This window comes from Mesorhizobium sp. M2A.F.Ca.ET.037.01.1.1 (assembly GCF_003998075.1).
Lineage (GTDB): Bacteria > Pseudomonadota > Alphaproteobacteria > Rhizobiales > Rhizobiaceae > Mesorhizobium.
The window spans coordinates 1-11,655 of sequence record NZ_RZSA01000083.1 but is presented as its reverse complement, the minus strand read 5'-3'; the positions used below and the strand labels follow the sequence as shown (position 1 = coordinate 11,655).

10 protein-coding genes and 1 pseudogene are annotated in these 11,655 nt (G+C 64.6%); all 11 read right to left on the bottom strand.

Annotation, left to right across the window (positions count from 1 at the left end; all coding sequences use genetic code 11):
- On the bottom strand, positions 1–351 hold a 351-nt coding region (locus EOA27_RS06825), incomplete at its 3' end, for an enoyl-CoA hydratase-related protein (protein WP_189561972.1).
- Complete coding sequence (locus EOA27_RS06820) at positions 348–812, bottom strand: MarR family transcriptional regulator (protein WP_126079673.1); 465 nt, start codon at positions 810–812, stop codon at positions 348–350. The genes EOA27_RS06820 and EOA27_RS06825, both read right to left, overlap by 4 nt.
- Positions 806–1,579: an SDR family NAD(P)-dependent oxidoreductase gene (locus EOA27_RS06815; protein WP_126079672.1), complete on the bottom strand. Its 774-nt coding sequence runs from the start codon at positions 1,577–1,579 to the stop codon at positions 806–808. Before EOA27_RS06815 ends, EOA27_RS06820 begins: the two co-directional genes overlap by 7 nt.
- On the bottom strand, positions 1,576–3,870 hold the full coding sequence (locus tag EOA27_RS06810) for a bifunctional salicylyl-CoA 5-hydroxylase/oxidoreductase (protein WP_126079671.1): 2,295 nt from the start codon (positions 3,868–3,870) through the stop codon (positions 1,576–1,578). The genes EOA27_RS06815 and EOA27_RS06810 overlap by 4 nt, the downstream gene beginning before the upstream one ends.
- Positions 3,871–4,066: 196 nt before the next feature.
- Positions 4,067–4,647: pseudogene (locus EOA27_RS06805) on the bottom strand (VOC family protein).
- An 80-nt stretch (positions 4,648–4,727) separates the two neighbouring features.
- Positions 4,728–5,552 (bottom strand): ATP-binding cassette domain-containing protein, encoded by an 825-nt coding sequence (locus EOA27_RS06800; RefSeq protein ID WP_127255801.1) that lies wholly within the window; start codon positions 5,550–5,552, stop codon positions 4,728–4,730.
- Positions 5,545–6,423 carry an ABC transporter ATP-binding protein gene (locus tag EOA27_RS06795; protein ID WP_126079668.1) on the bottom strand — a complete coding sequence of 293 codons (879 nt, stop codon included), beginning with the start codon at positions 6,421–6,423 and terminating at the stop codon, positions 5,545–5,547. Before EOA27_RS06795 ends, EOA27_RS06800 begins: the two co-directional genes overlap by 8 nt.
- On the bottom strand, positions 6,420–7,268 hold the full coding sequence (locus EOA27_RS06790) for an ABC transporter permease (RefSeq protein WP_126079667.1): 849 nt from the start codon (positions 7,266–7,268) through the stop codon (positions 6,420–6,422). The genes EOA27_RS06795 and EOA27_RS06790 overlap by 4 nt, the downstream gene beginning before the upstream one ends.
- Complete coding sequence (locus tag EOA27_RS06785) at positions 7,261–8,268, bottom strand: ABC transporter permease (RefSeq protein WP_126079666.1); 1,008 nt, start codon at positions 8,266–8,268, stop codon at positions 7,261–7,263. Before EOA27_RS06785 ends, EOA27_RS06790 begins: the two co-directional genes overlap by 8 nt.
- 190 nt (positions 8,269–8,458) lie before the next feature.
- Positions 8,459–9,988, bottom strand: coding sequence for an ABC transporter substrate-binding protein (locus EOA27_RS06780; RefSeq protein ID WP_126079665.1), 1,530 nt, complete (start codon positions 9,986–9,988; stop codon positions 8,459–8,461).
- A gap of 95 nt (positions 9,989–10,083) precedes the next feature.
- A partial coding sequence (locus EOA27_RS06775) for an NAD(P)/FAD-dependent oxidoreductase (protein ID WP_245491040.1) occupies positions 10,084–11,655 on the bottom strand: 1,572 nt, incomplete at its 5' end.

The window sequence follows — 11,655 nt, the reverse complement described above, 5'->3', positions numbered from 1 at the left end:
AGCCACGCCGTCGACGGCGGAGATGATGGGTTTGCCGCAATTCAGCATCGCCTTGACGAAATCGCCCGTCATGCGCGTGAAGGCCAGCAGCTGCTTCATGTCCATCTTAATCAACGGTCCGATGATGTCGTGGACATCGCCGCCCGAGCAGAAATTACCGCCATTGGGCAGGAACACGACCGCATCGACATCCTCGGCATAGACCAGGTCGCGAAACGTGTCGCGCAGCTCGGCATAGCTGTCGAAGGTCAGCGGGTTCTTGCGCTCAGGGCGGTCGAGCCGGATTTTCGCGACTTTGCGTTCGACCTCCCAGAGAAAATGCTTCGGCTTGAGCTTTGCCATGGCGCTCATTCGCGTCCCTCCCAATTGCTGCGAAACGATTTCAGCATTCCGGTGAGCCGCTTCGCTTCTTCCTCGCTGACATCGCCGAGCAGCTCGCCGACCCAGCCCTCATGCACGGCCGCGATCCTCGCGAAAGCTTTGCTGCCTTCCTCGGTCAGCCGCACCATCGAGGTGCGGCGGTCGCCGTTGCGGCGCGCGCGCGTCACCAGCCCTTCCGAAACCAGCCGGTCGACGATGCCCGTCACATTGCCGTTCGAGACCAGAAGGAAGCGCGACAGGTCGCTCATCAGCATCCCTTCCGGCACGCGATAGAGCGCCGCCATCACGTCGAAGCGCGGCAGCGTGGTGTCGAATTCCTTCTTCAGCCGTTCGCGCAGCTCCGCCTCGATGGTGCGCGAGGCGCGCAGCAGTCGGATCCACAACCGCAGCCTCTCCTTGCCCGGCCCGGTGGAGGTCGGTCCCGCTACCATGTCTCGCCTCCGGAAATGGAGATTGCCTGTCCGGTGATCGATCGCGCCGCATCGCTGCACAGCCACAGCACCGTGTCTGCGACCTCGTCCGGCTGGATGAAGCGTCCCTGCGGGTTCGTCGCCGACAGGCTCTGCCTTGCTTCCGCTGCCGACCGCCCGGTCTTTTCGACGATGCGTTGGACGGATTCTTCCAGCATGTCGGTTTCGACAAAACCGGGACAGACGGCGTTGACCGTCATGCCCGACTTGGCGGTCTCGGCGGCCAAGGCGCGCATCAGCCCGACGACGCCATGCTTGGCGGCCACATAGGGCGCGACATAGGCATAGCCTTTCAGCCCGGCGGTCGAGGCGACGAAGACGATACGGCCTGCCTTCCGCGCGAGCATGCCGGCCAGCGCCGGCTTGACCGTCAGGAAGGCGCCAGTGAGGTTGACGTCGAGCGTGCGCTGCCAGCCGGCCAAAGACGTCTTGTGCGCCGGCGCGCTGCCGGCCATGCCCGCATTGGCGACGACGATGTCGAACGGTCCGCGCGTGGCTTGCGCCTTCTCGTGGAGGGCCGTCATCTCGGCTTCATTCGTGACATCCGCCACGATGGCGAAGATGCGGTCGCTTCCCTTCGAAACATCGGCCAGCGCCGCTTCGCGCCGGCCGCAGATGGTAACCGCCACACCGGCTTCCGCCAGCGCCAGCGCGATGGCTTTGCCGACGCCGGAGCCGCCGCCGGTGACCAGCGCGTGCTTGCCCTCGATTGCCCGCGCGGCGCTCATACCTTCAGCCCCGCTGCCGCTTCGCGCTCCGCCAGCCGGTAGATCTGGTCGCGTCCCGGCAGATAGGGATCGGGCCATTTGACGCCGCGGTCGCCGAGCGTCACCGCCGCATGCAGCGTCCAGTAGGGATCGGCAAGATGCGGCCTTGCCAGCGCCACAAGATCGGCGCGGCCGGCCATCAGGATCGAGTTGGCATGGTCCGGCTCGTAAATGTTGCCGACCGCCATCGTCGCCATGCCTACCTCGTTGCGGATGCGGTCGGAGAACGGCGTCTGGAACATGCGGCCATAGACCGGCTTGGCGGCGATGGACGTCTGTCCGGCCGAGACGTCGCAGAGATCGACGCCGGCTTCACGCAGCAGCTTTGCGATCTCGACGGCGTCCGCCGGCGTCACGCCTTCGATGCCGACCCAGTCATTGGCCGAGATGCGCATCGAGATCGGTTTTTCCGACGGCCACACCGCGCGCACCGCGCGGAAGATCTCCAGCGGATAGCGCATGCGGTTTTCCAGCGAGCCGCCATACTCGTCGGTGCGCCGATTGGTCAGCGGCGTGATGAAGGCCGACAGCAGATAGCCATGCGCGGCATGGATCTCCAGCATGTCGAAGCCGCAACGCCCGGCCATCTGAGCCGAAGCGACGAATTGGTCGCGGACCATGTCCATGTCGGCGCGGTCCATCGCCTTCGGCACCTGGTTCTGCGGCGACCATGCCACGGCCGACGGCGCCATCACCGGCCAGTTGCCGGAAGGCAACGGCACGTCGGTTCCTTCCCAGCCGACGCGGGTCGAGCCCTTGGCGCCGGAATGGCCGATCTGGGCGCAAATCTTGGCCTCCGTTTCGGCATGGACGAAATCGACCAGCCGTTTCCAGGCGACCTCATGCTCCGGCTTGTAGAAGCCCGGGCATCCAGGCGTGATGCGCCCTTCCGGGCTAACGCAGGTCATCTCGATATAGAGCAGCCCGGCGCCACCTTTGGCGCGCTCGGCATAGTGAGCAAAATGCCAGTCGGTCGGGCAGCCGTCGACCGCCTTGTACTGCGCCATCGGCGAAACAACGATGCGGTTGGCGAGCGTCATGTCGCGCAGTTTGAACGGCGCGAACATCGGCGCGCGGCGCAGCATGTTGCCGCCGGCGCCGGCCTTGCGCTGGAACCATTCCTCGGCGCCCGCCAGCCATTCGGCGTCGCGCATCCGAAGGTTCTCGTGGCTGATGCGCTGCGAGCGGGTGAGCAGCGAATAGTTGAACTGAACTGGATCCAAACCGAGATATCGTTCGACTTCCTCGAACCATTCGAGCGAGTTGCGCGCCGCCGATTGCAGCTTGAGCACTTCGGTGCGCCGCGCATCCTCATATTTGCGAAAGGCCGCTTCCAGGTCCGGCTCGGACTCGACATAGTCCGCCAGCGCCACGGCGCTTTCCAGCGCCAGCTTGGTGCCGGAGCCGATCGAGAAATGCGCCGACGCCGCTGCATCGCCCATCAGCGCCAGGTTCCTGTAAGACCAGCGCTCGCACAGCACGCGCGGGAAATTGATCCAGGCCGAACCACGGATGTGGTTGGCGTTGGTCATCAGCGGATGGCCGCCGAGATGCTTTGCAAAAATGCGTTTGCAGGCCGCGATCGATTCCTGCTGCGTCATCTGGCCGAAGCCGAAGGCGTTCCAGGTCTGCTCGCTACATTCGACGATGAAGGTCGCGGTCTCGCTGTCGAACTGGTAGGCATGCGCCCACACCCAGCCATGCTCCGTCTTCTCGAAGATGAAGGTGAAGGCATCGTCGAATTTCTGCGTCGTGCCCAGCCACACGAACTTGCATTTGCGTGTGTCGACGTCAGGCTTGAACACATCGGCGAAAGTGGCGCGGGATTTGGAGTTCAGCCCATCCGAAGCAACCACCAGGTCATGCGTTTCCATGAAGGGCCGGGGATCGGAAATCTCGGTCTCGAACTGCAGCTTGATGCCGAGCTCACGAGCGCGGCGCTGCAGGAGGATCAGCAGCCGCTTGCGGCCGATGCCGCAGAAGCCGTGGCCGGAGGAAACGGTGCGCACGCCGTCATGGATCACCGCGATGTCGTCCCAATAGGCGAAATGTTTCTTGATCCAGACGGCGCTGACCGGGTCGTTCCTGGTCAGGTTCTCCAGCGTCTCCGCCGACAGCACCACGCCCCACCCGAACGTGTCGTCCGGGCGGTTGCGCTCATAGACCGTCACCTCATGCGCGGCATCGCGCAGCTTCAGCGAGATGGCAAAGTAGAGGCCGGCCGGTCCGCCGCCGAGAACCGCAACCTTCATGTCTTGCGATCTCCTCTAGAGCAATTCCAGGAAAAGTGCGTAGCGGTTTTCCGTCCGGAATTGCGTGAACTCTATAAGATGTCCGGAACCGCCGGATGGGACCAGCGGTTCCGGCTGTCAGTATTGCGCCAGGGGCCAATTATTTCAAGCTTAAAGTTTTATAATTGAACCATGGTTTGGGCGCGGGCGGTTGAGGTCATTTGCTCGGATCCTTGGGGCTCCACAACACGGTCTCCGCCCCCTTCTCATAGGCCATGCCCTGCGGGTAGCTGATCGCTTCCAGCTGCAGGCCCCAGGGCGCCTGGAAATAGAGGATGGTCTGGCCGGCCGCGGGGCCTTCCTTCACCGGCAGCGGTCCCAGTCTGGTCTTCACGCCCTTGCCGTCGAGATAAGCCTTCGCGGCGGCGACGTCGTCGACATAGAAGGCGATGTGGAAGCCGCCGATATCGCTGTTCTTCGGCGTCAAATCCTTCTGGTCGGGCGCGGTGTATTTGAACAATTCGATGTTCGACCCGGTGCCGCAGCGCACCATGGTGATCTCCTCGATCACCGCCTTCGGATCGACGCCGAGCAGATCCTGCATGAAGGTGCCTTTGTCGTCGGCAAACGGTCCGAACGACATCGCCTTCTTGCAGCCGACGACATCGGTGAAGAAGTCGACGGCCTGTTTCATGTCGGGCACGGTGATGCCGGTATGGTCGTGCCCGCGGCCGATGCGGCTGCCATTGCGCCGGACAAGGAGGCCGCGAGGACCGCTGCCTGGACTGCGTATTTCATGTCACCCTCCATTGGCGAGCCTGCTTGTCCTAGCGCACATCCGAGGCCCGCTGGTCGGCGTGCGGATTTTAAAACTCAATTCATGCCGGCGCCTTGAGCCGCAGCCAGTCCGGATCGATCTCCGGCAGCGGAATGGCGGCGAGCAGGTCGCGCGTGTAGGTCTCCTTGGGATTGTCGAACAGCGCGTCGGTGGCGCTGGCTTCGACGATCCTTCCCTCGCGCATGACGACGACCTGCTGGCAGAGCCGCCGGATCACCGACAGATCATGGCTGATGAAAGCGACCGTCAGCCCCATCTCGGCCGCCAGCTTTTCCAGCAGCGTCAGGATCTGCGCTTGCGTCGAAACGTCAAGGCCGGAGACGATCTCGTCGGCCAACACGAATTTCGGCGAGAGAGCGAGCGCCCGTGCAATACCGACGCGCTGCCGCTGGCCTCCGGACAATTCGTGGCGGTAGCGGCTGGCAAAATTCTGCGGCAGGCCGACGCGCTGCAGCGCTTCCGCGACGCGTTCCTTCAGCCGGTCGCCGAGGCCGTTCTGCCTCAAGGGCGCCGCGATGATGTTGAAGATCGTGTGGCGCGGATTGAGCGACGACATCGGGTCCTGGAAGATCATCTGCAAGTCGCGGCGCAGCGGCCTGAGCTCAGCCTCCGAAAGTTGGCTGATGTCGCGCCCCTCGAAGCCGATCGAGCCGGCGCTGGGTTCGAGCAGTCTGACCAGCGCGCGCCCCAGCGTCGACTTGCCGGAGCCGGACTCGCCGACGATGCCGGTCACCGATCCCCTGGGCAGATCGAAGTCGAGCCCTTTCAGAATCTCGGCCAGCGGCGCTCGGCCGATCAATGGCTTGCGCGTCATGTCCAGCAGCGCCACTTTCAGCCCGCGCACGGAAAACAGCGGCTCAGCCATGGCTGGGCCTCCAATCCTTGTCGGCGGCTGCGATTTCGGCCGTTAGCCCGGCAAGCACGCTTTCATCCACTGGCTTCAGCGAGGCGTAGGGATCGGTGTAGCGCGGCGTCGCCGCGATCAGCGCCCGTGTGTAGGCGTGCTGCGGAGCGGCGAAGAGCTGCGCGGTCTCGGCCTCCTCCACCACCTTGCCGGCGTAGAGCACCGACACTTTCTGGCTGATCTTGGCAACGACGCCGAGATCGTGGGTGACGAACAGGATCGCGGTGCCATGGTCGCGCTGCAGCTGCGCGATCAGCCGCAGGATCTGCTTCTGCACGGTCACGTCCAGCGCCGTCGTCGGCTCGTCGGCAACGATCAGCCTGGGCTCCGCCGCGAAGGCCGCCGCGATCAGCACGCGCTGGCGCATGCCGCCGGACAATTCGTGCGGATAGCTTTTCAGCACGCGTTCAGGATCTCGGATCTGTACCTCGTCGAGCAACTGGCGGATACGCTTGTCGGCCCGCTCGCCGCTCCAGCCGAGGATGCGGACCAGCCGGTCGGTCATCTGCGCGCCGATGCGGCGCGAAGGGTTGAGCGCGGTCAGCGGATCCTGCGGGATCAGAGCCGTGCGCGCGCCGATCAGGGTCCGCCGCGCCTTGGCATCGAGGCGTCCGAGGTCCTCGCCCTCGATTAGCATCTCGCCTTCGACGATGCGCACGCTTTTCGGCAGCACGCCGAGCACCGCCTTGCCGATCATCGTCTTGCCGGCACCGCTCTCGCCGACCAGCGCGCGCACCTCGCCCGGCTGCACGGCGAGCGACACCGAGCGCAGCACGCGCTGGCCGTTGGGCAGCACGGCGCTCAAGGAGCGGATGTCCAGACACGCGCTCATCGCAGCACCGGATCGAAGCGCGCCTTCAGCGCTTCGCCGAACTGGCTGAAGGAAAGCACAGTGAGGATCAGCGTGATCAGCGGGAACACCAGCACCCACCACGCCTGGTGGATCGACAGACGGCCCTCGGCGATGATGCTCCCCCAGGTCGGGTCGTCGGTCGAGATCGACAGATTGACGAAGGACAGGATCGCCTCGACGATGACGGCGATGCCCATCTCCAGCGATAGCAACGCCACCACCGACGGCAGCACATTGGGCAGCACTTCGCGAAGCATGATGCCGATGCGGCCATAGCCGGCGATGCGCGCGCTCTCGACATAATCCATGCGCGCCTGGCTCATCGCCTCGGCGCGGATCACCCGGCAGAAGCGCGTCCAGTCGATGATGGCGATGGCGAGGATGACGGAGCTGAGCCCCGTGCCCAACACCGCCACCAGCAGGATCGCGAACAGCACCGGCGGGAACGCCATCCACACATCGACGATGCGCGAGATGATGCGGTCGGCCCAGTTGCCGAAATAGCCGGCGATCAGCCCCAGCGCCGAACCGATGAGGCAGGCGGATGTCGCTGCGGCGAAGGCGACGATGAAGGCGATGCGGCCGCCGAAGATCAGCCGCGACAACAGATCGCGTCCCAGGCTGTCAGTGCCCAGCCAATAGCCGGGCTCGGCGCCGTCCAGCCAGAAGGGCGGCAGGCGCTCCAGCATCAAATCCTGCGCCAGCGGGTCCTGCGGCGCGAGCAGCGGCGCGAAGATGGCCGCGAGCATCGCCAGCACAAGCCAACCGCCGGCCAGCCACAGCCTCGGGCTCAAACGGCGCCGGGCAACGCGCGCCTCATCCATGGCGCAGCCTCGGATTGAGCAGAGCATACATCATATCGACGGCGAGGTTGATCAGCACGAAGAGCAGCGCGAAGACCAGCACGATGCCCTGGATCAGTGGCAGGTCTCGGTTGATGACGGCGTCGATCGCCATATTGCCGAGACCTTCATAGGAAAACAGCCGCTCGACGATGACGGTGCCGCCGATGAGGAAGGTGAATTGCACGCCGACCAGCGTCAGCGTCGGCAGGGCCGCGTTCTTCAGCGCCTCGCGCAGGATGACCTGCGTCTCGGAAAAGCCTTTGACACGCGCCAGCACGACATAGTCGAGGTCGAGCACCTCCTTCAGCGACTGTTTGAGCAACTGCGCGATAATCGCCGCCAGCGGCAGCGCCAAGGCCACGGCCGGCATCAGCATGTGTTTCAGCAGGTCCCAGGTGAGGTCGAAGCGCAGCCTGAGAATGCTCTCGACCAGATAGAACTGGGTGACGAAAGGCAGATCGAGCTGCGGCGACACCCGGCCTGAAATGTCGAACACCGGCACCAGCACGCCGAACAAAAGGATCAGCACAAGGCCCCACAGGAAATCGGGAATGGAGAGCGTCGCGCCGCTCACGATGTCGATGCCGGCCTCGATGGCCGTGCCGCGCGAGCGCGCGCCGAGGATCGCGGCGGTGGCGCCGAGCGCGATCGCCATCAGCAGCGCCACGGTCGCCAGCTCCAGCGTCGCCGGCAGCCGGTCGAAGACCAGGCCGAGCACGTCCTGGCGCAGCGAGATCGAGGTGCCGAAATCGCCATGCAGCACGCCGCCGAGCCAGATGAAGAATTGCTGCACGATTGACTTGTCGAGCCCGTAGAGCGCGCGCAGCCGGGCGATGTCGTCATCGCTGGCGCCGGGCGGCAGCATCATGGCGATCGGATCGCCTGGCGCGACCCGGATGACGACGAAGACGACGATGGCGACGCCAAACAGCGTCACCAGCATCGTCAACAGACGAACGAGGAATCTCTGCAGCAGCATGCGTGCGTAATCACTCTGAACGGACTCCCCCTCATCCGGCCGCTTCGCGGCCACCTTCTCCCCGGTGGGGAGAAGAGGCTGGCTCAGCCGTCGGCGGCCTCTTCTCCCCTGGGGGAGAAGGTGGCCCGAAGGGCCGGATAAGGGGGCTGCGTCGTTGAAGGAGGCACGCTATCGCGCCTCCTCATTTCGATCAGGCGGCCGGGGTCATCAGCGCCGGCAGCAACGCGCCGGACACATGCTGCACGACATTGACCTTCTTCGAATGCACGATCGGCTGCGCATACTGGATCAGCGGCAGCACATAGGCCTGCTCGGCGATGTATTTGTCGACCGCCTTCCAGCCGGCGATGCGCTTGGCCTCGTCCTTCTCGCCCCAGAGCGGGTTGATCATGTCGATCAGGTCCTTGCTGTCCCAAACCGAATGCGGGCTCGGGCCGTACATGGCGAAGCCGGTCGAGGTGGTCGGGTCGCCGATGGAGTTGCCCCAATTGTAGAAGGCGGCCGGCGCCAGCTTGTCGGCGGCGCGCAGCTCGTAATGCTTGGCGATCTCATAGACCTCGATCTTGGCCTCGATGCCGACCTTGCGCCACATGCCGACGATCGCCTGGATCATCTCATAGTCCTTGGGCTTGAAGCCCTTGGTGGTCTGGATGGTGAACTTGACCGGCTTCTTGGTCGAATAGCCCGAGGCGGCTAGCAATTCCTTGGCTTTCTCCGGGTTGTGCTCGACCTTGATCGAGGGATCGAAGGCCGTGTATTCCGGCGTCTCCAGCGTCGCGATCGGCTGGCCGTAGCCGCGCAGCAGGCGCTTGACCAGAAGCTCCTTGTCGACCGCCATCACGGCCGCCTGGCGGACGTTCTTGTCCAGCATCGCCTCGATGTCGTTGAAGAAGATCATGCCGATGTCGGAGACGTTCTTGATCGAGCCGGCAAGCCCGTCCTTGGCGATCAGCCGGTCATACTCCTCATAGGGGATTTCGAGCGTCACCTGCGAGGAGCCCGACTCGATCTCGGCGACACGGCTCGCCGCATCGGTGACGAACTTGATCGTCACATTCTCGAAGGCCGGCTTCGTGCCCCAATAATGCGGATTGGCCTTCAGGCGCAGGAAGGCGTTGCGCTCGAACTTGTCGACCATATACGGCCCGGTGCCGATCGGGGCCTTCTCGAAGCCTTCGGCCCCGACCTTCTCGTAATAGGCTTTCGGCAGGATGTAGCCGGTCAGGAACGACATCCACTTGAAATAGACCGGATCGAACTGGACGACGTCGCCGGTGATCTTGTTGCCGTCGATCTTGAAATTGTTGACGTTCTTCCAGACGAACTGGATCGGGTTGCCGGTCTTCTCGTCGCCGGCCCGGGTCAGCGACCACACCACGTCTTCCGGCGTGAAGGGCGAGCCATCATGCCATTTGACGCCTTCGCGCACCGTCATCGTCACCTTGGTGCGGTCGTCGTTCCAGCCCCATTCGGTGAGCAGTCCCGGCGTGAAGGAGAGGTCCGGCTTCTGGCCGATGATCTGGTCGAACACCGACTGGTAGAGGCCCTGAATGGTCGGGTTCACCGCGGAAGGGCCGGTCGTCGGATCCCAGGAGGGCAGGTTGACGTTGTAGGCGATGGTGAGCTCGTCGGCCGCCTTGGCCGCCCTCGGCAGGCCAAGCGTCGCCGCGCCGATCGCGGCGGCGCCATATCCAAGCAAGTCGCGTCTGTTGATGGTCATGGTCGTTCCCCTTGTTGGTTGTCTTTAATTTGCGCGGCGTCATCGATCCGTCTGTTCAGGCACCCGGGCAACCGCGCGCTTCCCGTCCCGGAATTCTAGTTTCCTCCCAGCTGTTGGGCGAGCATGAAGCCGGAGGCCGCGCCCGTGCCGGCGCCGGGCCATGTCGCGGCTCCGGTGAGGTACAGGTTGGCGACGGGCGTGTTCCAGCGCGCGAAGCCGCGCGCCGGGCGGAAGAGGAAATTCTGCGCCAGATGGTGGCTGCCGCAGATCTGGTCGCCACCGACCAGGTTCGGGTTTTCGCGCTCGAGGTCGAGTGGCGAGAAAATCGCGCGGCAAAGGATTTTCTGTCGCAGGTCGGGCGCGTAGCTCTCGATGATGTCGAGCACGCGCTCGGCATAGGCGTCCTTGACGGCATCCCACTGCGCCGGCGCGATCTTGCCCGCGGCATCGCCGAGGATCTCCGCCGGCAGCATGCGCACCTGCACCCACAGCACATGCTTGCCTTGCGGCGCCCGCGAAGGGTCGACGGCCGTCGGCTGGCCGACCACGAGCACGGGCTGGTCGGGCAACTGGCCGGCGATCGCCTGCTGGTAGGTGCGCGACATGGCATCGAGCGACGGCGCCAGATGCACATAGGCGAACTGGCGAAGCTCGGCGCCGGCGCTCCAGTCCGGCAGATCGTCCATCGCCAGATGGATCATCATCGTGCCCGGCGCATGACGGAATGTCTGCATCGCAGCGTCAAAACCGGCGTCGCCCGAGCCATTGGGCAGCAGCTTGCCCGGCAGCGCTTTCGGTGCGACACCGGCAATGAGGGCCTTGGTCGCAACATGCGTTTCGCCGGATGCCAGCCGCACCCCGGTCGCCCTGCCGCCGGAAACCATGATCTCGGCGACATCGGCGCCGGTCGTGATCTGGCCACGGGCCGCCTTCACCATGCCGGCCAGGGCATGGATGATGGTGTCGGCACCGCCTTTGCCCAGCACCATGCCGAAACTCTGGTTGGCCATCGATTCCAGGTAGGGGAAGACGGCGCCCCCGGCGATGTCGGGCGCGAAGTCGAGATGCATGCCCCAGGCCGCGAGCGTGGTGCGGACATGCGGCGTCTCGAAATTTTCCTCCAGCCACCCGCGCGGCGATGAGAGCAGCAGCCGGCCGGTATCGAGCGCGCCGGCAAGACCCTTCTTGCGCCAGAGTTTCCAGCCCGTGCCGGCCAGCGCCCTTGCGCTCATCGGCGATCCGAGCAGCCGGAACAGATGCTCAGCTTCGCCCGGGAAGGCGCCTACCAGTTTCCGCCATGTGGCCGCGTCCGCCGCCGAGAAGGCGGCCAGCCGCGATGCGGTCTTTTCCAGGTCGTTGCTGACGCCGAACCATTTCCCATCGGGGAAGGCGCTGGCGAAACAATCGGCCACCGGCGCGAACTCCAGCCCGTGGCTATTCAATTCATTTGCATATTTCCGGTGAAAGGCGGAGCCTGCAAAGAGGCTCAAATTCATCGCGCCGAAATCGTGCCGGAAGCCGGGAAGCGTGTATTCGGCGGTCCGCACTGCCCCGCCGATCTTTTCGCTGCGTTCGAAAACCGCTATTTTCCAGCCTTTGAGCGCCAGATGCGCGGCGCATGCCAGACTGTTGTGGCCCGCCCCGACAAAGATGGCGTCGAACTCGCT

Bases quoted from the DNA above. Each gene is read 5' to 3' on its own strand.
- EOA27_RS06820 (WP_126079673.1), bottom strand. From the start codon at position 812: ATGGTAGCGGGACCGACCTCCACCGGGCCGGGCAAGGAGAGGCTGCGG.
- EOA27_RS06815 (WP_126079672.1), bottom strand. From the start codon at position 1,579: ATGAGCGCCGCGCGGGCAATCGAGGGCAAGCACGCGCTGGTCACCGGC.
- EOA27_RS06810 (WP_126079671.1), bottom strand. From the start codon at position 3,870: ATGAAGGTTGCGGTTCTCGGCGGCGGACCGGCCGGCCTCTACTTTGCC.
- EOA27_RS06800 (WP_127255801.1), bottom strand. From the start codon at position 5,552: ATGGCTGAGCCGCTGTTTTCCGTGCGCGGGCTGAAAGTGGCGCTGCTG.
- EOA27_RS06795 (WP_126079668.1), bottom strand. From the start codon at position 6,423: ATGAGCGCGTGTCTGGACATCCGCTCCTTGAGCGCCGTGCTGCCCAAC.
- EOA27_RS06790 (WP_126079667.1), bottom strand. From the start codon at position 7,268: ATGGATGAGGCGCGCGTTGCCCGGCGCCGTTTGAGCCCGAGGCTGTGG.
- EOA27_RS06785 (WP_126079666.1), bottom strand. From the start codon at position 8,268: ATGCTGCTGCAGAGATTCCTCGTTCGTCTGTTGACGATGCTGGTGACG.
- EOA27_RS06780 (WP_126079665.1), bottom strand. From the start codon at position 9,988: ATGACCATCAACAGACGCGACTTGCTTGGATATGGCGCCGCCGCGATC.